Annotated in this window: 17 protein-coding genes and 2 pseudogenes; 11 read left to right on the forward strand and 8 right to left on the reverse strand. The window is 56.7% G+C overall.

All coding sequences use genetic code 11. The features are described from left to right. The first annotated feature begins 24 nt into the window (after positions 1–24). The 4 genes and pseudogenes from N6V40_RS03410 to galK all read left to right on the forward strand — a co-directional run bounded on the left by N6V40_RS03410 (position 25) and on the right by galK (position 3,324). Positions 25–546 (forward strand): aldose epimerase family protein, encoded by a 522-nt coding sequence (locus tag N6V40_RS03410; RefSeq protein ID WP_262199015.1) that lies wholly within the window; start codon positions 25–27, stop codon positions 544–546. Continuing rightward, positions 525–968, forward strand: coding sequence for an aldose epimerase family protein (locus N6V40_RS03415; protein ID WP_396268295.1), 444 nt, complete (start codon positions 525–527; stop codon positions 966–968). Before N6V40_RS03410 ends, N6V40_RS03415 begins: the two co-directional genes overlap by 22 nt. A 54-nt stretch (positions 969–1,022) precedes the next feature. Then, positions 1,023–2,131, forward strand: a pseudogene (galT, locus tag N6V40_RS03420) (galactose-1-phosphate uridylyltransferase). Beyond that, complete coding sequence (galK, locus tag N6V40_RS03425; protein ID WP_262199017.1) at positions 2,128–3,324, forward strand: galactokinase; 1,197 nt, start codon at positions 2,128–2,130, stop codon at positions 3,322–3,324. The pseudogene galT and the gene galK overlap by 4 nt, the downstream one beginning before the upstream one ends. 24 nt (positions 3,325–3,348) lie before the next feature. Here the strand turns inward: galK and N6V40_RS03430 are convergent, their stop codons facing one another. Next, positions 3,349–5,115 carry a GNAT family N-acetyltransferase gene (locus tag N6V40_RS03430; protein WP_262199018.1) on the reverse strand — a complete coding sequence of 589 codons (1,767 nt, stop codon included), beginning with the start codon at positions 5,113–5,115 and terminating at the stop codon, positions 3,349–3,351. Positions 5,116–5,165: 50 nt separating this feature from the next. On the opposite strand from N6V40_RS03430, the gene N6V40_RS03435 reads away from it, so the two are divergent. Next, the gene (locus N6V40_RS03435; RefSeq protein ID WP_262199019.1) at positions 5,166–5,972 is read left to right on the forward strand and encodes an alpha/beta fold hydrolase; all 807 of its coding nucleotides are present in this window, start codon (positions 5,166–5,168) and stop codon (positions 5,970–5,972) included. Here the strand turns inward: N6V40_RS03435 and N6V40_RS03440 are convergent. The 3 genes from N6V40_RS03440 to N6V40_RS03450 all read right to left on the reverse strand — a co-directional run bounded on the left by N6V40_RS03440 (position 5,969) and on the right by N6V40_RS03450 (position 8,091). Continuing rightward, on the reverse strand, positions 5,969–6,316 hold the full coding sequence (locus N6V40_RS03440) for a hypothetical protein (RefSeq protein ID WP_262199020.1): 348 nt from the start codon (positions 6,314–6,316) through the stop codon (positions 5,969–5,971). The two genes, N6V40_RS03435 and N6V40_RS03440, sit on opposite strands and share 4 nt — an antisense overlap. A 124-nt stretch (positions 6,317–6,440) precedes the next feature. Then, positions 6,441–7,472, reverse strand: a complete 1,032-nt coding sequence (locus tag N6V40_RS03445) for a Gfo/Idh/MocA family protein (protein ID WP_262199021.1) — start codon at positions 7,470–7,472, stop codon at positions 6,441–6,443. A gap of 100 nt (positions 7,473–7,572) precedes the next feature. Continuing rightward, complete coding sequence (locus N6V40_RS03450; protein ID WP_262199022.1) at positions 7,573–8,091, reverse strand: type II toxin-antitoxin system RelB family anti-toxin; 519 nt, start codon at positions 8,089–8,091, stop codon at positions 7,573–7,575. A 122-nt stretch (positions 8,092–8,213) separates the two neighbouring features. On the opposite strand from N6V40_RS03450, the gene N6V40_RS03455 reads away from it, so the two are divergent. After that, a complete protein-coding gene (locus tag N6V40_RS03455; protein ID WP_262199023.1) occupies positions 8,214–9,071 on the forward strand; it encodes a DMT family transporter in 858 nt (285 codons plus the stop codon). 34 nt (positions 9,072–9,105) lie between these two features. Here N6V40_RS03455 and N6V40_RS03460 read toward each other — a convergent pair whose 3' ends face one another. After that, on the reverse strand, positions 9,106–9,900 hold the full coding sequence (locus tag N6V40_RS03460) for a carbon-nitrogen hydrolase family protein (RefSeq protein WP_131089529.1): 795 nt from the start codon (positions 9,898–9,900) through the stop codon (positions 9,106–9,108). Beyond that, positions 9,900–10,940, reverse strand: coding sequence for an aldo/keto reductase (locus N6V40_RS03465; RefSeq protein ID WP_262199024.1), 1,041 nt, complete (start codon positions 10,938–10,940; stop codon positions 9,900–9,902). Before N6V40_RS03465 ends, N6V40_RS03460 begins: the two co-directional genes overlap by 1 nt. A 193-nt stretch (positions 10,941–11,133) precedes the next feature. Between N6V40_RS03465 and N6V40_RS03470 the strand changes: the two genes are divergently transcribed. Then, a complete protein-coding gene (locus N6V40_RS03470; RefSeq protein WP_131089527.1) occupies positions 11,134–11,742 on the forward strand; it encodes a TetR family transcriptional regulator in 609 nt (202 codons plus the stop codon). A gap of 110 nt (positions 11,743–11,852) precedes the next feature. Here N6V40_RS03470 and N6V40_RS03475 read toward each other — a convergent pair. Beyond that, a pseudogene (locus tag N6V40_RS03475) lies at positions 11,853–13,291 on the reverse strand (cation:dicarboxylate symporter family transporter). Between the two features lie 493 nt (positions 13,292–13,784). Here N6V40_RS03475 and N6V40_RS03480 point away from each other — a divergent pair. Together N6V40_RS03480 and N6V40_RS03485 are read left to right on the forward strand one after the other, a co-directional pair. Then, positions 13,785–15,641 (forward strand): ABC transporter ATP-binding protein, encoded by a 1,857-nt coding sequence (locus tag N6V40_RS03480; protein WP_262199025.1) that lies wholly within the window; start codon positions 13,785–13,787, stop codon positions 15,639–15,641. A 22-nt stretch (positions 15,642–15,663) separates the two neighbouring features. Next, on the forward strand, positions 15,664–16,914 hold the full coding sequence (locus tag N6V40_RS03485; protein WP_262199026.1) for an MFS transporter: 1,251 nt from the start codon (positions 15,664–15,666) through the stop codon (positions 16,912–16,914). Here the strand turns inward: N6V40_RS03485 and N6V40_RS03490 are convergent. Further along, the gene (locus N6V40_RS03490; protein ID WP_131089524.1) at positions 16,911–17,684 is read right to left on the reverse strand and encodes an IclR family transcriptional regulator; all 774 of its coding nucleotides are present in this window, start codon (positions 17,682–17,684) and stop codon (positions 16,911–16,913) included. The genes N6V40_RS03485 and N6V40_RS03490 overlap by 4 nt on opposite strands. A 343-nt stretch (positions 17,685–18,027) precedes the next feature. On the opposite strand from N6V40_RS03490, the gene aceB reads away from it, so the two are divergent. Both aceB and N6V40_RS03500 read left to right on the forward strand, forming a co-directional pair. After that, positions 18,028–19,659 (forward strand): malate synthase A, encoded by a 1,632-nt coding sequence (aceB, locus tag N6V40_RS03495; protein WP_262199027.1) that lies wholly within the window; start codon positions 18,028–18,030, stop codon positions 19,657–19,659. Further along, a complete protein-coding gene (locus N6V40_RS03500; RefSeq protein ID WP_262199028.1) occupies positions 19,656–20,909 on the forward strand; it encodes a DUF6986 family protein in 1,254 nt (417 codons plus the stop codon). The genes aceB and N6V40_RS03500 overlap by 4 nt, the downstream gene beginning before the upstream one ends. Position 20,910: the final 1 nt, after the last annotated feature.

The raw sequence follows: 20,910 nt of genomic DNA on the forward strand, positions 1-20,910 counted from the left end.
CTGACCAGCAGAGAAAGAGGAATCATGCACCGCACGAACGAACCTCAAGTGACCGACTTTAATGGTCAGGTGGTGAACCTGGTGGCTCACGGCTTTAGTGCCCAACTGGCCGCCGTTGGCGCCACCTTGGTTAGCCTCGAATATCAAGGCCAGCCGCTGGTCCGGGCCTTTGACCCACAGTTACCTCGCCCTGCATTTTCCGGCGCCATCCTCGCCCCGTGGCCCAACCGGGTGACCGACGGAAGCTACCGCTGGGACGGGACCGAATACCAGCTACCGATCACCGAACCCGAGCGCGGGCATGCCCTGCACGGGCTGGTGGCCGACACCAACTTCAGCCTCACCGACCACAGTGAGCAGAGCGCACAGCTGCGCACAATCATCACCCCGAGCGAAGGCTACCCCTTCCACATAGAGCTGGTCATCAGCTACCAACTGGAAGCCGAAGGCCTGCGCACCACGGCTACCGCCACCAACCTCGGCGACGCCGCAGCCCCTTCGGTTGGGGTTCGCACGCTTACCTGGTGGCCCCCGGCGAACGGGTGAACCAGTGGACGCTGAGCCTGCCGGCCCAACAGGTGCAGCTGACCCAAGGCCGGCGCCTGCTGCCCACAGAGGTCGTCAACGTGGCCGACACCGAACTAGATTTCCGTGCACCTAAGACACTGGGCACCACCTTCATCGACCATGCCTATACGTCGCTGGAATTTGATGGCCAGAAGCAGACCCGGGCAATTCTCACCGACGCCCATGGTGTGGGTTCGCAAATTATCTGGGATGAAACCTGCCCCTGGGTTCAGGTGCACACCGCGGATCGTGATGATCCCCAGCTGGATCGCACCGGGCTTGCCATTGAACCCATGACTTGCCCACCGGGTGCCTTTAATTCCGGTGAAAACGTCGTCCGGCTTCAACCAGCGGCCACACACCAAGCTAGTTGGCTGATCGGTCCAGTACAGGCCGGCTAAGCGCCGCCCGATAACCAACAGCACCACATTCAAGAATTATCTGGAGAAATTTCCATGCCGCAGGGTAACGCAGCACATGTAGCAACCCACCGAGTTCATCACCTAGCTGACGGACGTCAAGCGATCTTCTTTGCCGACGCCTCGGGCATCGTGCCCGAATGGGTGCATGACGCCCGCGCCTTAGATCCGCGTGGTGAACCCGGGGAACTGCGCTATGACCGGTTGACCGGCGACTGGGTCGCGGTGGCGGCTCACCGCCAGGCACGCACCTACCTGCCACCCAAAGACCAGTGCCCATTGTGCCCGAGCGTTGATGGACGCCAGAGCGAAATCCCGGCCGAAGATTTTGACGTAGTGGTCTTTGAAAACCGCTTCCCCTCCTTGGGCCCTGCGCTTGGCCAAATTCCAGAAGTGCCGACCGAACAAGTGCCGCAACCGGCCTACGGACGCTGTGAAGTTGTGGTTTTCACTCCTGATCACGCAGGATCTTTCGCATCGTTAAATGACGAGCGTGCACGCACGGTGGTTCAAGCTTGGGCGCAACGCACCAAAGAGCTTTCGGCGATGGAAGGCATTGCCCAGGTGTTCCCCTTGAGAACCGCGGGCAAGATATCGGCGTGACCCTGCACCACCCGCACGGTCAGATCTATGCCTACCCGTACCTAACTCCCACGGCCCGCAAGATGGCAGATCAAGCCGTCAAGCACCTAGAAACCACCGGCCGAACGCTAATGGGTGACATCCTGGAATTTGAGCAGGCCGAAGGCACGCGCATGGTGGTGCAAGGTAAACATTTCTCTGTGTTTGTTCCTTATGCTGCACGCTGGCCGCTGGAAGCGCACTTAGTTCCACACCGTCACGTACCGGATTTTGCGGCACTAAACGAGGAAGAAAAAGACGAATTAGCGATCATGTATCGCGATCTCTTACGTCGTTTTGATGCCCTGTATGACACCCCAACTCCGTATATCGCCGCTTGGCATCAGGCTCCGCTAGCTCCCAAGGAACGCGCAGCCTCCCGGTTGCACCTGCAGCTGACCAGCCCACGCAGGGACGTGGACAAATTGAAGTTCCTGGCCGGTTCAGAAGCGGCCATGGGCGCATTTATCAATGACATTCCAGCCGAAACGACGGCCGCAAGATTGCGTGAGGTCACCCTGTGAGCATTAGCGGAAGCAAAGATCACGCTGCACGCGTAGCCGCCCTGCGTGAGAAGTTCACCAAGACTTTTGGGCATCACCCCGAAGGTATCTGGCGTGCACCAGGACGGGTGAACCTGATCGGTGAGCACACCGACTACAACATGGGTTATGTTCTGCCCTTCGCCATCGACAAAAACGCTCTGGTGGCGATCCGCCGAAAGTCCCAACTGGAACCGGAAAGTCAGAGCTTGGACTTCGCATCCACGTACGGGGGCGGTGAAACACTTGCCGTCACCTCAATTACCGTCGACGAGCTGGTGCCTCGGGCTGTGCCTGGCTGGGCTGCCTATCCGGCGGCCGTGGTGTGGGCGCTGAACCAGGTCCAGGGCGTTGAACTGTCCGGGTTTGAACTGTTGGTGGACTCGGATGTGCCTGTGGGTTCTGGCCTGTCCTCTTCTCATGCGATGGAAGTCGGAACTATCGTTGCCCTCAACGATCTCTATGCCTTGGGGCTTTCACATACCCAGATGGCCCTGCTGACCCAGCGGGCAGAAAATGAGTTTGTTGGTGCACCGACAGGCATCATGGATCAAAGTGCCTCGTTGATGTCACAGGCGCAGCACGCGTTGTTCTTGGATTGCCGTTCCATGGATGCCCAAAATGTACCGTTGCCATTGGCGCAGGAAGACGCGGTCATCTTGGTCATGGATACACGGGTGGAACATTCGCATGTTGACGGTGGTTATGCGGCACGTCGGCGCAGCTGCGAACAGGCCTGTGAAGTTTTGGGCGTTGACGCGCTTCGCGATGTGGCTAGGGTGGATGACCTTGTTGCCATTGACGATCCAGTCATCAGGCGCCGGGCAAAGCATATTGTCACCGAAAACCAGCGGGTGCTCGATACGGTGAAGGTCTTAAACGAGGCAGATCTGGCTGCTGTAGGGCAGCTGCTGTATCAGTCCCACGTATCAATGCGAGATGACTATGAAATCTCCAGCGAGGAGCTTGATGCTGCGGTAGAAGCGGCCATGGGTGCTGGCGCCATTGGTGCGCGGATGACCGGTGGAGGTTTTGGTGGCAGCGCTATTGCCTTGATCAAGCGGGACCAGGTTCAGTCGGTCAGCCAAGCGGTGTTGACCGCCTTTGAGCAGGCTGGTTATGTGCAACCGAATATCTTCACCGTGGTTGCTGACGAGGGCGCGGGACGAGCCTAAGCTGGCCGCGCCCTCGGGCGCAGCTTAGAGTTCCAGTTTCAGACCCACATGGCTCTTTTCGTAGCCCAAGCGTGCATAAAACTGGTGCGCCTTGAGCCTTGAGGAATCGGTGGTCAGCTGAGCAAGTCGGGCGCCTCGGGCCCGGCCGTGCGCGTGCGCCCATTCGAGCATTGCCCGGCCCACACCTTGGGACCTTTCACTGGCGGCCACACGCACACCTTCGATCTGTAAACGTGTGGTGCCCTTGCGCGAAAGCCCAGGAATGATCGATAGCTGCATCGTGCCGATCACAGCGTCCTGCTCATCACGCACCACCGCAAGATAGTTGGTGGAGTCGCGGCTGATCTTGTCAAAAGCCCGCTCGTAAGTTATTAGCTCATTGCCTTCGCGCGAAGCACCCAACTCATCATCCGAAAGCAATGCAACAATGGCTGGTACATCGGAGCGTTCGGCACGTTGCACACGGTAACGGCGCTCGCCGAGGCGAAGCAAGCCACCCACTGAAGCGCGCGCCTGCGCACGAAGCTTAAGGATCAGCGCATCCAGCCAGCCACCTACGTGCTCACGGCCTTCAGGGGTATCTGGGTAACGGCACCGTAAGTGCAGTCCGGCATCATCCAAAATGAACCACAGCATGACCCCGTCGGTGCGGATGGTCGCACCAATGTACTGGGCTTCAAGGCCGATGGAGTCCACTCGTACCGGCAGTCGGCGCAGATCCAACCAGGAGATGGCGAACATGCCCGGTTCTTCGGGCATCCCGCCCCAGGGCTCGAGGATGTCTTCCAATGGCCACGAGCCGAGCCGGACCGCCTCTTTAACCGCGGCAGCGCACGCCAGCGGTGCTGGATCTGCGGATTCAATGACCGAGTTGGTGATAAACCAGCCAACAGAATCATCCCATTGGTGATCGTAGCGACTGTGCACGGGGAAGACCGCGCGCAGCGGAGCATCGGCGAAGTCCAACGTCACCGAGGTCATCGCAGAGATCACCGCGGTCAAAGTGGAAACGGAATCTTCCTTGGCTTGGGCTGCAAAGGCAGCACTGTCATCCACATTGAGCACATCACGGACCTCTACCCGCTCCGCATGCGGTACTGGTTCACCCAACGGCAGCGGGAAGCGAGGCATGACCGATCCGCTAGCTTCCAGCACCTGCGCCCAGCGTTGGTGAACCTCTTGTGGGGCTCGTGGCCTTTCGACCATGGCACGGGTGTGCTCGGTGAAGCTGGCTGCGGGTAGTAGCTGAGGATCAACTTCGTCATCGGACAGGCCTAGCGCCCGTAGCAAGTCACGCACGATGACCAGCATTGACCACATGTCTACGTGTGAGTGATCCGAAGCAATGACGATTGTTGACTCTAAGGCGGTCTCTAGTAGGCACAGGCGATGTGATGGTGCGTTAAAAGGGGAACAGGCTTGATCAAACACATCGCGCAGCGCGTCGTTCATCGACTGACCGCTTGCTACCGGGTGCTGCACCCAGGCTCCGGGTGTCACATTGATTTCCTGCAACAGCAGCTCACCGTTCGCATCACGGCTGAATGCAGAGCGCAGTGTTCCGTGGCGGTTAATGACCTCTAACCAAGCTGTAGCTAGCTCATCAAGTTCAACTTTGGTGGGCAGCCTGAAACTGATGGCCATCCACGATCCCGGACGTTCTCCGGCCGACACGTGCCGGCGCTGGTCAAAAGAAATTGGGAGTGCGGCTCCGGTGCGCTGGATCGAAACGTCGTATCCATGCAACTTTCCAAAGGGCAGCCGTAACTGTGCAACGTTCGTCAGTCTCATGGCGTTATCCTATTACCCAAGACTGACTATGACGGAAGCGAACTCGGAATATGGCGAAATTTAGTGTTACCGGGGCTGACCTTGACGTAGAACTGAGCGATGAGGGTGGTCATCCGGTAGTTCAGCTGCATGGATTGACCTCCAGTCGGGCACGCGACCGGGTACTAAATATGGATCTGGGTCGTGGCCTGAGTGGGACGAGACTGCTTCGTTACGATGCCCGCGGGCACGGTCAGTCCAGTGGCCGCAAGGTGGTTGAGGACTACGAGTGGAAGAACCTCGCCGATGACTTGCTGGCCTTGTTGCACGAGTATTTTCCGAATGAAAAAGTGTACGGTGTTGGGCCATCAATGGGTTGCGCCACCTTGCTGTACGCCGCAATTAAGGAACCTGAACGCTTTTGCGGGCTGACTCTATTGCTTCCGCCTACTGCCTGGGAATCGCGCAAAGCAAAGTCCCTTGCCTATATACACAACGCTGAGCTGCTAGAAGCTGAAGGTTGGGATGCTTTTATCCAGGCCGACATTGATATGCCAGTCCCACCGGCCACTATCGGTAATCCGGTGACTGTGCCGGATAATTCACTGGAATTGTTGCCCACGATTTTTAGAGGTGCTGCTGCCAGCGATCTGCCTCAGCTCGCAGATCTGGCGCGCGTCACCGTTCCCACACATATTCTTGCGTGGACTGAGGATCCGTCCCATCCGGTGGCTACCGCGCAGGCATTGTTGTATGCATTGCCCCAAGCTACGTTGCAAGTGGCGAGCACCCGCGACGAAGTCAACGCCTGGCCACAGATCCTCATGGACAACGTGGCTAAGCATGGTGCCCCGCACTCGGCGGAGCCAGTTCACTAATCCTTCGGAGCTTTCTTATACAGGTGATTAATCAGCGGAGCTAGAAGCAAGTACCCCAACACCGCAGTCAAAGCTGCAATGAATGCGGCCTCATAGGTGGTCATGACCAAGCGGTAGCAGGCGAGCATGACGATAAAGGTCATGAGCGCCTGCAGGATGTGCACGGGGAGTTTGTGCGCTGTGTTGAAGACTCTCAAGACGATTCGATCGCTGATTTCGCCGAGGGCCAGCACGAGCAAAACAAAAATAATGGTCAATAGTGGGGACCACGGAAGGATTCCGGGTCTAGGGGTGCCGTAGTGCGCGATCCAGAGCGGAGTGAAAAAGCCTAGGAGTATTGGCAAGCCTGATGCTAAGGTCACGAGGGCCAGGTAGAGCCCCAGTAAGGACCTCTGGTGAGTACTCAGTCTTTTCATTGGTGCCCAACTTAGCAGTTACGGATCCGCGTTGACTGCATCTTCCGGTGTATTAGTTCCTCTTGCGAAGTTCTCCAGCGATTTGGTCCATGGTCTGTGCAATGGCCAAGGACTCATCGAGTGGCATCACGGGAGATTCAAGTAGGCCTTCGCCGATGCACCGGGCAACGTGGGCAGTTTCCCAACCCAGACCTGTCGCAGCAGAATGCTCACTAAATTTTTGGCTGTCCGCAATGCTGCCATCGTGATGGCGCAGCACGAGTCGCGATCCAGCAAAAATGGGGCGCTCTACCTCTAAGGTTGCTTCTGTACCTGCAATCCAGGCAGCCTGCGGTGAATCCGTTTCAATGCTGCTGAACACGCTCGTCGTGGAGCCATTCTGATTGGCCAGTACCGCCGTAAAAGTCGCATCTACCCCGGTCTCGGTCATTCGACCGGAGGCATGCAGTAATTCTTTGGCCGGGGAAACCATGGCACTGAAAGCGATGGGGTAGATGCCGACGTCTAGCAGGGCGCCGCCACCCAGCGCAGGATCATAGATCCGTGACGTAGGGTCTACAGCAAACTTTGCGCCGAAGTCCGCGTTTACCGCCAGAACGTCGCCAAGAAGACGGGACTGAAGTACCTGCGCGATCACGTTGCCAATGGGCAAAAGACGCGACCACATAGCTTCCATTACAAACACCCCGGCCGATCGGGCGGCGGTGATTACCTGCCGGGTTTGCTCAGCGTTCAGGGTCATCGGTTTTTCCACGAGAACATGTTTCCCGGCGGCAATTGCTTTCAGCGCGAGTTCCGCGTGGCCACTATGGGGGACCGCAATGTAGAGCACATCCACGGTTGGGTCGCTGAGCACCTGATCATAGGAATCATAGGCGCGAGTATCTTCGTCCCCGTGGGTCCGGGCGAATTTAGTGGAGCGTTCTTGACTGCGTGAACCGACAGCGGCGATACGGCTCTTGGTCAAGGTATTCAGCGAGATGGCGAATTGCTCAGCAATCCACCCAGGGCCCAAAATTCCCCAATTCAACGCTGGCGCCGTTGAGGGATTCAGTAGAGTTGACTTGGGCAGTACTAGGGACACGAAAGCTCCATCGGCAAGTGGTTGGGTGGCTGATAATCACCCTAGTGGCCTGTAGCTGTTAGCGGAAGAGCGGAGTGGTGTTGCTAGCTGTCTAGAAAAATTAACTCACAACTATCCGGGCAAAACGCGTCACTTGCTGGCTCTCGTTGATGTACGAGAAATCTTGGGACGTGGCAAACGCGTAATGCTCACCAGCGCTGCGCAGGACGGTTTCTTCTGTGGTTTTGATCAGCAGTTCTCCTTCGAGAACTAAAATCATTTCCGACCAACCTGCGGGGTCCGGCTCACCGACATAACGCTCTGTAGGTTCCAGGCACCAGCTCAGAAGCTGTGCTTCCTTATTGGCTGGAACGGAGGCCATCAGTGTCGCCACGCTTCCAGGATGCTGTCCTCTCCACACAACTTCGTTGATTGAGGAGCGCGGAGCCGAGGGCTCCGCGACCAAGTCAACAAATGTCACGCCCAAAGATTCTGCCAGGCGGTCGAGTCCGGTGAGGCTAATGTTCGCTTCGCCCGCTTCAAGCTTGATCACGGTACGTCTGCTTACTCCCGACGCATCTGCGAGTGCTGCCTGACTGAGTCCGGCATCCAGTCGAAGGCGGCGGACATTTCTACTCACGTGTGCGAGTACCTCTGAACTCTCATCAGTTTGCATGTGCACTATTATTCACCATATAGTTGTGCATTATGTTGCACACTAGGTCGCGGCGGCGTTTACTCTCCCGTCAAGAAGCGGTACTCATGCTTGCTACGTGCGTATGGGGCGCTACTTTTCTGATCATCCATGTAGCGGTCCAGTACACCGGTCCGTGGTTCTTCGTTGGAATGCGATTTATTACTGCGGGTCTTATTAGTGCCCTGCTATTTGCCCGCGTCCTTAAGGGGCTAACGCTAAAGGAAATCTGGGCAGGCGTAGCTATCGGAGTGATGATCTTCTTCGGCTACGGTCTGCAAACTGCTGGTCTACAGACGCTTAATAGCAGCACGTCGGCCTTTATTTCTGCGCTCTACGTTCCGTTGGTGCCGTTGTTACAGTGGGTCGTTTTCCGCAAGAGGCCAGGGTTGCTCACCTGGATTGGTGTGGCGCTCGCTTTCTTCGGATTGATTCTTCTGGCAGATCCCGGAAGTGTCGGCTTCACCTTCGGCTCGGGGGAAATCGTAACCATTATCAGTACCTTGCCAATAGCAGGCGAGATCATCCTCATCGGCTGGTTCGCCGGGAAGGTGCATCTGGGCAGGGTTACCGTGGTGCAACTGCTTGTGGCAGGTCTGCTTGGATTCCTCACCGTGCCTATCGTTGGCGAGCAGATCCCTGAATTCTCGTGGGTGTGGGTCATAGCTTCCGTTGCCTTGGGCTTGGCTAGCTGCATGATTCAACTTGCAATGAATTGGGCTCAGAAGTCCGTTTCTCCAACAAGAGCCACCATCATCTACGCTGGTGAACCCGTATGGGCTGCGATTATTGGACGCATTGCCGGAGACAGGCTGCCTCCCATTGCCATTCTTGGCGCGCTATTCATTGTCATTGGCTCACTGATCAGCGAACTGCGGCCCCCAAAATCGAGCGACGCTTCAGCTCAAGAGAAAGCCACGAGTTAACAAGATAAGGTAATGCTGCTAAGTCGACGAGCAGCTACAGCGCTACGGTGTTGGCCAACACCGGCAATTGTTCACGCGCCTGTCTAACCAACGACAGCTCTAGATCCACCACGAGCAATTCGGGCTGGGCCCCGGCCTGCGCGATGACACGGCCAAGCGGATCGACAACCACTGAATGCCCCACGCCAAGCGGTGCGGTACCCGAGAGTCTCTCGCCGACGCTTACCGGATCAGCCTGGTCAACGGCCACAACAAAGGTGGTCGAGTCCAAAGCGCGGGCCTTGGCTAGAGTGGTCCACTGCTCAACCTTGCCTTCACCTTGTCCCCATGAAGCACAGACGATGTTCACTATGGCCCCTGCATTGGCATGATGGATGAACAACTGGGGGAACCGAAGGTCGTAGCAGGTAGCAATACCGATGCTCTGACCCTCATGGGTGAACTGCACGGGGGTAGTTCCTGGGGTGACCGAGTCAGACTCGGCATAGCCAAAAGCGTCGTAGAGGTGGATCTTGTCGTAGTGCGTATCTACCTCGTCGCCGGCAACCAAGAGGGTATTGCGAACCCTGCCGGATTCTCCGGGTGTGAACATTCCGGCGATGATGGTGATCCCGATTTCGCGTGCTTGCTGGCGAACCAAAGCAGGCCATGGGCCATCGATGGCTTCAGCAGTCGCGGCCAGATCATTACCAAAAGCCACTTGCATGGCTTCGGGGAAAATCACCAATGAAGCCCCGGCAGCTTTGGCCTTTTTTGCCTGGTCTCGAATGATCACCAGATTGCGTTGTGGATTTGCGGTGCTCAGTACTTGAGCGAGGGCAATCTTCATTAGTCGTTGCCTCCATTGATCAGCTGTGCCTCTTCGCGACCCTTGGATACCGACATGATGTCCGACTGGCGCTCGCCGTCGACCCGAGCTGCCAAGGTATCCAGTGCTGCCATCGATTCCGCTGAAAGTTTCACATTCATCGATTCCAGATTGTCGTCAAAGTGGTGTGCGTAGCGAGTGCCTGGGATAGGGGAGAGGGCAACGTTTTGGCTGCGCGCCTGTTCGTACACCCAGGCCAGGCTGACTTGTGCGGTGGTGATTGCCTCACGCTGGGCAACCTGTTCAATGACGGTGCGCAATGGAAGGTTGTGTTCCATCCGCGCATCTTCAAATCGTGGGAAATTCCGGCGCACGTCATTGGCCTCCAACCCAGCTAATGAGTCCACCTCGCCGGTGAAGTAACCTCGGCCCAAGGAGGCGTAGCTGACCAACCCAACACCGAGTTCGCTGGCCGCGGGCAGGAGCCAACGCTCAATATCGCGACTGAAAATCGAGTACTCCATCTGGATTGCGGTAATCGGATGAACCGCATGAGCGCGACGTAATTCGTTAGCTGTTACTTCAGAGAGGCCAATGTGGCTGATTTTTCCTGCCTCAACTAATTCCTTGTATGCGCCCATCGTTTCTTCGATGGGGATCAGTGGGTCCACCCGGTGGTAGTAGTACAGGTCGATATGATCCACGCCCAAACGCTGCAGGCTCTCATCAAAGCACTTCGTGATGAATGCTGGATCACCACTAACCCGTGGGTCACCCGGGTTCTTCGGGCGTAGGATTCCAGCTTTGCTTGCCAGGGTGACCTCATCACGACGGGTCTTGAGAACCTGAGACAGCAAGGTCTCATTGTGTCCTGCACCGTAGATGTTCGCGGTGTCCAAGAAGGTCACGCCAGAGTCGATGACGTGGTTGAGCGTGCGCAGTGATTCGGTGTCATCTGCCGAGCCGTAAGCGCTGCTCAGGGACATGCAACCAAAGCCCTGCCCAGTGACTTCTAGTCCCTGGCCCAGTTCGATGGTGCCAATGCTGTTGGTTTGTCCCATGCCAGTCCTTCGTCGAGAATTGATGTCTGTTCTTGAGCCTATCGAAGCTTCGTGCCCGAGGCATCAACATTAGGGATTTGTTGAGTATCATGAACTCTCGATCACGCGACACACCTGCCATAATCGCTATCTGATCAGTAAAAAGAGACAGAGTCTCAAGCGCGAGTGGTTAGCTCAGAGTAAAATTATTGTTATGGGTAGCGTGGTGCGTGATCGGGTGCGCGAGAAGATGAAAACCGAGCTTGCGCAGCAGGTGTATACCGTCTTTGCCGAACGCGGATTAGAAAACGTCACAGCGCAGCAGGCCGCCCAGGCTGTCGGAATTTCCCGGGCAACGTTCTTTAGATATTTCTCTTCTAAAGAGGACGCTGTGGTGACCGCATTGCTGTCCATGAATATGCATTTTTCGCAGATGCTTGAATCCATGTCCTCGAATCCAAGCGAGAGTTTGCTGGAACTGTTGCGTCGAAGCTTCGAGCCAACGGTGGTTGCAGCGGAGCAGGACCCGACGGTTATGCGTTCTCACATTGAGCTCGTTTGGAGTACCCCAGCACTTCGCGCTAGTTGGCAAGAATCTCGCAGGGAACAGCAGGTTGCTCTGGCCCAAGCGCTTTCAGTTTTCTGCGCTAACCCGCGGCTAGCCGAAACCTCTGCCTTACTCGCGCTGACCCTTTATGATCACGCGTTGGTTAGGTGGATCGAGTCGCCTAAGCAGTCGTTGCGCGAAATTCTGGATGAAGCTTTTGACTTCGCGTCCATGATTGACAACAAGTGGACTTCTGAGGCCCGAAACTCGCGCTAAACGCCTCAGGCACGTTAAAGGCCGAGCGGCCAGAACACACTGGATAACTCCACTTTGTTCTGGCCGAACACCGGGTTGATCTGAATTATTGTTGCGCTTTGGTTATTGTCTTAGTGCTGTGGGATTGAATGGTGGGATCCAAGGAGTGCTCCCACCGCATGTGTGCTTTCCGCTCCGCACTGTGAGCATTTGGGAGTATTGGTGACAGGCTCGTTCTCACCCACTGGCAGTTCAGCTTCATTTTTTTCAGTGACTTCTCCAGCAAAAGCCCGTTTCATGGCTTCGCGATCAAACTGTCCGTCCCATTTGGCAACCACGGAGGTTGCCACGCAGTTGCCCAGTAGGTTGACTACTACGCGCATGGAATCCATGATGCGATCTGCACCTAACAGCAATGCCACTCCGGCAACCGGGAAGATTCCCAGCGCGGCTGCGGTCGCGGATAATGCCAAGAACGATGAACCTGGAACGCCTGCCATGCCCTTGGAGGTAAGGAGCAGGACCCCCCAACGCCGCTAGCTGTTGGCCGAAGCTCAACGCATGTCCAAATGCTTGGGCGAGGAAGAGCAAGGCGATCGACAAGTAGATGGCTGCCCCGTCGAGGTTGAACGAGTAACCGGTGGGAACTACTAGGTCGGTGGTAGCCCTTGAGCAACCTGCATTGGTCAGCTTGGTCATGATTCGTGGCATGACCGATTCGGTTGAGGCAGTACCCAAGGCCAGTAAGAACTCTTCTCGGGTGTATTTGATGAACTGCCCCGAATGGAACGCGAGCAAACGCCCAGGCGACGATGAATAGAACGCCAATGAACAGTAAGGCCGCGGCATAACAGGCCAAGATCAGCTTTGCGTAGGTGCCGAGTGTTTCAATTCCGTACTGGCCAATGATGAAGCCCATTGCGCCAAACGCGCCTAATGGAGCGACGCGCATAACCCAGCCCATGATCTTAAAAATCAGTTCGAGAACATTATCGAAAATGCCTAGTAGTGGAGCACAGCGTTCCTTGCCCACTACGACAATGGCTGCTCCAAAGAAGACTGAGAAGAACAGAACCTGAAGCAGGTTGTTATCCGAGAAAGCGCCAAAGACGCTGACCGGGATGATTCCTAAAATGAATTCTGAGGCGCTTTTTGCTTCGCCGGTCTTCGCTTCGACAGCACCCGCGTCCAACGTGGATGGGTCGATGTTCATCCCGGCACCGGACTGGATCAGGTTTCCGACCAGTAGCCCAAAGACTAGAGCGAATAGTGTTGCGCAGGTGAAGTAGAGCAATGCTTTGACGCCTAGACGCCCGACTGCTTCGACGTCTCCTACTGTCGAAATTCCTGTCACGATGACGAGGAATATCAGTGGAGCGATGATCATCTTGATCAATGAGATGAACCCGTCGCCCAACGGGCGTAGCTGAGATCCGATGCTTGGCAGGGAATGCCCGATCAATACTCCGGCGACAATGGCGACTCCAAGCTGGAAGAACAAGGAGGTGTAGAAGGGTCTTTTGCGCGGTAATTCGGCGCCCTTAAAAGCGTCTGCGGACTTGATTTTCATGGCTGCTCCCGAGGAATTTTCGCTCCGAGATATGTGCCTGTGGCTTGGGTGTTGTCAACTGTAAGCCAGCCCACTTACTTCCGCAATAAAAAACAGAACTTTCGCAATGCGGAATAAATTGATTCTGGATCGTGGAAAATATCGCGGTCTCACAAGTGCTTTTATGTCTTTAGTAGTGGAAGCGCGACCTTGTCTCTTTCGCATCCAGTCCTGCTGTCTGAAAGGGAGAAAAATAGCAGTGATAAGAGAAAATACGAGAACCAGCATGTGTAAGTGGGGTGATTAATCCAAAGGTGCGTCATTCAAAGTTTCAATTTCCGGCGGTCAGTGGCCGGTTTGTCATCTCTTCCGTTGGTGCCGTCATTTTTTAATCGCCTCACTGAGCCGGTTGGCTAGATAAGCTGAGCCTAGCTAGAAGTTGCAGGTGCCTTGCTGGGAAACTAAGTAAGGCGGAAATCGCTGACACCTTGAGCAGAATTGCGAGCAAATATTCATGAGCATGGAAACTGCCGCTTGGCATTCGCTGTGGAAACTTTCCGGCGACAAAGGCAAGGCCTACGCCTCCACAACGCCAAAGCGAGTGCTGAAATTTGCTGCCTCGTACAAGACCCGTCTGCTGATTTTTGTGTTCTTCTCCGTCATCGCCGCAGTTCTGGCAGTGGTGACGCCAGTATTGGCTGGCCGAGTAGTCGATGCGATTGTCGCGCAGTCGCCAGTGCGAAACATTGCCAATCTGGCCATCATCATGGCGGTAATCGCGGTTCTAGACGCGATTACCTCAGTCATTGTTCGTTGGTTCTCCTCACGCCTAGGCGAAGGCATCATCTACGACTTGCGGACCGCGGTCTTTGATCACGTACAAAAAATGCCAGTGGCGTTTTTTGCTCGCACCCGTACCGGCGCATTGGTTAGCCGTTTGAACAACGACGTGATTGGTGCACAATCCGCTTTTGCCGGAACGCTCTCAGGCTTGGTCTCAAACACCGTTGCACTGATCCTGACCGCAGCCGTCATGTTTACCACCTCGTGGCAGGTCACGCTCATTGCGCTGATTCTCTTGCCAGTGTTCCTGCTGCCTGCTCGTCGCTTTGGTAAGTCAGTGGCATTGCTGCGCCGCGAATCCGCAGAGCTCAACGCGAGCATGGGCAACCAGATGACCGAACGCTTCTCCGCTCCGGGCGCCACACTGATCAAGCTTTTTGGCAGTCCCAAAGATGAGTCGAAGGTGTTCGCGCAGCATGCCGGGCGCGTCCGCGACATTGGCGTAAAGATGACCATGCGTCAGTTCTACTTTGTCACCGCGCTGACCCTGGTTGCCGCACTTGCATTGGCCCTGGTGTACGGCTTGGGCGGTATGTATGCGGTTCGCGGTGACTTGGCCGCAGGTGATGTGGTGACCCTCGGTATGTTGCTGACCAGGCTGTACACCCCGCTTACAGCCTTGGCTAACGCACGGGTGGAAATTACCAGTGCACTGGTGAGCTTTGACCGCGTCTTTGAGGTGTTAGACCTTGAACCACTGATTACCGATGCTCCAGATGCTCATCGTCTAGAAATAGGCGCCCCGGTTCCAGTGAAGTTTGATCACGTGAGATTCTCTTACCCGAGCGCGGACAAAGTCTCGTTGGCCTCGCTTGAAGAGGTTGCAGTGCTTGATACGCGCGGCGGCGAAGAAGTTTTGCACGACATCAACTTTGAGATCCCTGCCGGTCAGACCTTTGCGCTGGTCGGCTCATCCGGTGCCGGTAAATCCACCGTCGCCTCGCTGTTAGCCCGCCTCTACGACGTGGATTCGGGCAGCGTTCAACTTGCTGGGCAGGATATTCGCCAACTTAAGCTGGACTCACTACGCAAGTCAGTATCGATGGTGACTCAGGACGGGCACCTGTTCCACGAAACCATTCGTGCCAACCTGACGCTGGCGCGCCCGGAAACCACCGACGCAGAAATCTGGGAAGCCTTGGAGCGCGCCCGACTTCTGGCGGTGATCCAGTCCCTGCCTGATGGATTAGAAACTGTGGTGGGTGAGCGCGGTTACCGACTTTCTGGTGGAGAACGACAGCGCATGACCATTGCCCGATTGCTTCTGGCTGCCCCGCAGGTAGTAATTCTGGACGAGGCAACTGCCGCACTGGATTCCTCCAATGAAGCTGCGGTGCAAGCTGCTTTGGCTGAAGCCTTGGAAAACCGTACCGCCCTGATCATTGCCCACCGTCTGTCAACGATTCGCTCAGCTGATCAGATTCTCGTGGTGGAAGGTGGCCAAATTATCGAACGTGGAACCCACGCTGAATTGCTGGCCTTGGGTGGGCGTTACACGCAGCTTTACGAAACTCAGTTCGCGCAGTAGCTAGGTATGCGAGACAAAGACTATGAATGAGCTGACGCGTAGCAAGGTCCAGCAAAGAACGCTGTGGGTCCTTGCTGTCTCTCAAGTCTTTGGAACCATTGGTGTGGGTGTGGCCCCGTCCATCGGTATTTTGCTGGCCGAGGAAGTTACTTCCAGTCAGGCCTGGGCAGGTCTTGCCCGCACCGCAAGCACCTTGGGCGCCGCCTTGCTCGGTCTTCCGCTAGGCAATCTAGCCGCGCGCTACGGACGTCGAATCGCCTTGAGCTCGGGTTGGTGGCTGGCAGCTGTCGGTGCCCTACTTTTGGTGCCCGCAGCTCAATTTCACTTGGTGATCCCGCTTTTTGTCGGACTGCTGTTGATCGGCGCTGGCTCTGCCATTAGCCTGCAGGCACGATTTGCTGCCACCGACTTAGCCACCGATGAGCGAAAGGGTCGCAGTCTCTCACTGATCGTTTGGGTGGGAACTATCGGGACCGTACTTGGCCCAAACCTTGGCATTCCGGCCCAACAAATCGGTGCCGCGACGGGCTTACATGTGTACGCTGGAGCATTCCTTATCGCCGGGATCGCGATGGTATTAGCCGGGGTGCTGGTGTTCAGCTTGATGCGCCCCGACCCATTACTTCTGGCCCAGCAACTCGAACGTGACGTCGAGGCGGCGGTACCTGTACGGCAGCGCGGTGGCATTCAACGATTTGTTGCGGAGCTGCGCACCAATAAGCGAGCCCGTTATGCGGTGGTGGCGATCCTCAGCGCGCAGGTGGTGATGGTGGCCATCATGACGATGACACCTATTCACCTGACTCATCACGGCGGATCGGTGTCTCTGGTCGGGGTGACCATCTCGCTGCATATTTTGGGCATGTATGTGCTGGCACCCGTGGTGGGGTACGTGGCTGACCGGTGGGGATATCGCTTCTCTATCGCAGTCGGCTTGGTGATCTTTGCTGGCTCGTTCTTAGCTGGCGGAGCTCATCCACAGAACATGGGGTGGATTATGACCAGCCTGATCTTGCTTGGCGTGGGCTGGTCTTTCATCAACGTTTCCGGCTCAGCGTTATTTGCCAGGGTCATCACTAAACAAGATCGCGCATCGGTCCAGGGCGGCGTTGATGCGCTGTCGAACCTCTCTGGTGCCACAGCTGCTTTTGCCGCTGGGCCCTTGATGGCGGTCAGTTCCTTCTCGGTCCTGACCATCATCGCTGGCATCGTGCTGATCCCTCTGGCGTGGATGACCGTTCTGCCGCCAAAGGCTGAAGAGCTGAAAGGCTAGTCGGCGGCAGCAACCAGCTGCACACCAAGTTCCTTGGCAGCGGCCTGCAGTACGGGTATTGCGGTCTGCATAAAGGCTTCGTCGACGCGAGTAACCGGTCCGGAGACCGAAATGGCCATGGGAGTTGGGGCTCCAGGCACCGGAACGGCAATACAACGCACACCGAGCTCTTGCTCTTCTTCGTCAATCGCGTAGCCGCGTTCGCGCGTAGCCTCCACATCGGTGAACAGCTTGCCCAAAGTGGTGATGGTATTGGCGGTCTTCGGTGGCATACCCGCCTGAGAAACGAGGCGCTGCACCCGTTCGTCATCGAGTACCGAGAGCACTGCCTTTCCCACACCGGAGTTGTGCAGCATTGCGCGGCGTCCAACTTCGGTGATCATGCGCATCGAGTGAGCCGATTGCACCTGGGCGATGTAGGTGACCATGTCGCCGTCCAGGACTGCAATATTTGCCGATTCGCCGAGCTTGGCGACCAATTCCTTAAGCATCGGGGATGCTAGCGCCCCAAGCTGTCGGTTGGCGACTTCGCCAAGACGGATCAGGCGTGGGCCTAATGAGTAGCGTCGGTTAGGTAGCTGGCGAACGTATCCAACACCGACCAAAGTGCGCAATAACCGGTGAATGGTAGGCAACGGTAGGGGAGTGTCAGCGGCGAGTTCACTTAGTGCCGCTTCTCCACCAGCGCGGGCGATGACCTCAAGAAGTTCAAATGCGCGTTCAACGGACTGCACTCCGCCGGTGGTGGACTTGCTGGAAGCCTGCGTCATTTTTACTCCTTTGGTTAAGGCACTGATTTTGGAAGATTGTGGTCCGTAAGTTCTACGATGCGAAATCCTCGTCCCAACAATAGCCTAGAAACTCGCTTTTCTTCCACGATCCGATATTTCGCCGTCAAAAATCCGTGCCGAAGACCACAAAACCCTCTTGCCTTTTCATTTTGAGGATAATAGTATCCACTATACGGAAATCTTTTGAAGAGCTGTGATCGTTGATGGAGCGCCGAACACCCACCGGCGCAACAGGTTGCAGTGGAAAATCAAGGTGCACGTCAAAGCACCCGCGCATGGAACAGAGCAGTACTACAGAGCACAAGAGGTTAAGGAACAACTCATGAGTATTTCAATCACCAGCATCCCCGACGTATCAGATGCCGGGCAGATCCTCTCCGATGATGCCCTAGCGTTCATCCAGAAATTGCATGAGAAGTTCGCCGGAACCCGCAACGAACTACTGGCCGCCCGTTCGGTACGCCGCCAGGAATTCTCCGACGCACGAGCCATCGACTTCGATCCACAGACCGAGTCGGTGCGCACCGGCGACTGGAAGGTCGCTGAAGCCCCTGAAGCATTGCGTGACCGCCGCGTAGAAATCACCGGCCCAGCGTCCCCAGCCAAGATGGCCATCAACGCTTTGAACTCCGGCGCCAAGGTCTGGCTTGCCGACCTTGAAGACGCCTCGACCCCGAGTTGGTTCAACGTGGTTGACGCCATCTCCAACCTTTCGGCGGCCGCCCGCGGCACCCTAGCCTTCACCGATGCCAAGTCCGGTAAGTCCTATGCACTGCGCACCGACGCACCACGCGCCGTTGTAGTAGTTCGCCCACGCGGCTGGCACCTGCCAGAAAACAATGTGCTGATCAACGGCGAACCAGCCGTCGGTGCGCTGGTGGACTTCGGGCTGCATTTCTTCCACAACGCCAAGGTCCTGGCTGAATCCGGGCAGGGACCGTTCTACTACCTGCCAAAGATGGAGCACTACCTCGAGGCGCGCCTGTGGAATGAGATCTTCACCTTCGCTCAGGCGGAACTGGGTATCGCCCACGGCACCGTGCGCGCCACGATGCTCATCGAAACCATTCCAGCCGCTTTCCAGATGGAGGAATTCCTCTACGAACTGCGTGAGCACGCTTCGGGTCTGAACGCTGGTCGTTGGGATTACCTATTTTCCATCATCAAGACCTTCCGCGAGGCCGGCGAAGCGTTCATCATGCCGGACCGTTCGGCCGTTTCGATGACCGCACCCATGATGCGCGCCTACACCGAACTATTGGTCAAGACCTGCCATAAGCGTGGTGCCTTCGCCATGGGTGGCATGGCAGCATTCATCCCGAACCGTCGCGAACCAGAAGTCACCGCCGCAGCTTTCGAGAAGGTCCGCGATGACAAGTCCCGCGAAGTGAACGACGGCTTTGACGGCTCCTGGGTTGCCCACCCTGACCTGGTGGATATCTGCAAGGAAATCTTCGACGCCAAGCTAGGGGATAAGCCAAACCAGATCGACCGCCAGCGCCCAGAGGTAGAAGTTACCGCCGCTCAGCTGCTGGACATCGCTAGTGCCCCAGGTGGCGTCACTGAAGCCGGCGTGCGCGCCAACCTCTACGTGGCCGTGAACTACGTGGCCGTCTGGCTTTCGGGTAACGGTGCGGTGGCCATCCATAACCTGATGGAAGATGCCGCTACCGCTGAAATCTCGCGTTCACAGATCTGGCAGCAGATCCGCAACGAAGTGGTAGCCACTGACACCGGCAACACCATCACCGCGCAATTGGTATCAACCATTCTGAGCGAAGAAGTAGAACGCCTGCGCGGTGAAGTTAATAATGAAGAGCACTTCAAGACCTACTACGAGCCGGCCGCCGGGTTGATCGCAACGTTGACCAGCGGCAAGGATGAGGACTTCGCAGACTTCCTCACCACCGGTGCCTATGAACTGTTGGAAAAGGAGTACGTGAGCAAGTCATGATCAACCCCTTCGATGAGTCCACGCTGGCCAGCGTAGAAACGCAATTGGCCGCCACCGATCAGCTACTGGAACATGCCTACCCGGGTGATTCCGGGGCCCGCCAACCGGTCCACACTGTATATGTCCCCGGAGATATATACACTGCTGAACTGCCGGTTGCTTGGGGAGCTAACGCTCTGAAAGCTGCTGGCAGTGAAGCCGGATTGGCTGAGCTGGCTGCCAAGCTGAACCTGGCTGAACCACAGCGGCTGGCTCAATTGGTGGCACAAAAGCTGGCCAGCGAACCCATCGAAGATTTGCGCATTGACTTTGAAGACGGCTACGGCAATCGCAGTGATGCTCAGGAGGACGCGGACGTACTGGCCGCAGCCGACCGACTCGCTGCGGCCGTGGCCGCCGGCAAGGCTCCATCCTTCATTGGCATCCGCTTTAAATGTTTCGAAGCGTCCACCCGAGCACGCGGCATTCGCACCCTGGGTCTATTCATTACGCAGCTGCTTTCCCACGCGGAGCTACCTGCCGGACTACGTCTGACTCTTCCCAAGGTCACTACCGTAGACCAGGTCAACGCCATGGTGTTGCTGGCACAAAAGCTAGAGCAGACCCACGGCCTTGAAACGGGCCGGATCCGCTTTGAAGTCCAGGTGGAAACCCCACAGGTGATCATCGCCGCTGACGGAACCCACCCGGTGGCTCAGCTGATCCACGCCGGTCAAGGTCGAGTCTCCTCACTGCACTACGGAACTTACGACTACTCGGCTTCCATGGGTGTGGCCGCCGGTTACCAGTCCATGGAACACCCGGTGGCTGACTTCGCCAAGGACGTGATGCAGGTGGCCGTAGCTGGCACCGGGGTAGAGCTTTCCGACGGCTCAACCAACATCATCCCGGCCGGGGACCCAGAAAATATGGCCGAAGCCTGGGCGCTACACGCGCGATTGGTTTCCCGTCACCTGGCCCGCGGTATTTATCAGGGTTGGGACCTGCACGAAAACCAATTACCTACCCGGTATCTAGCCACCTTTGCGTTCTTCCGCGAAGGGTTGCAAGCGGCCGGCACCCGGCTGCGCAACTATGTTCACCAGATCAGCTCCACCATCATGGATGAACCTGCCACCGCTCGCGCCTTGGCCCGCTACATCCACCGCGGGGTTACCTGCGGCGCGGTGAGCGCCGAGGAAGTTTCTGAGCTGGCCCAGATTTCCCTGCCCGAACTCGAAGCGATCGCGCTGAATCGCACTCACGCCTAAG

The sequence above is a fragment of the Glutamicibacter sp. M10 genome (assembly GCF_025452055.1).
In the GTDB taxonomy this organism is placed as follows: domain Bacteria; phylum Actinomycetota; class Actinomycetes; order Actinomycetales; family Micrococcaceae; genus Glutamicibacter.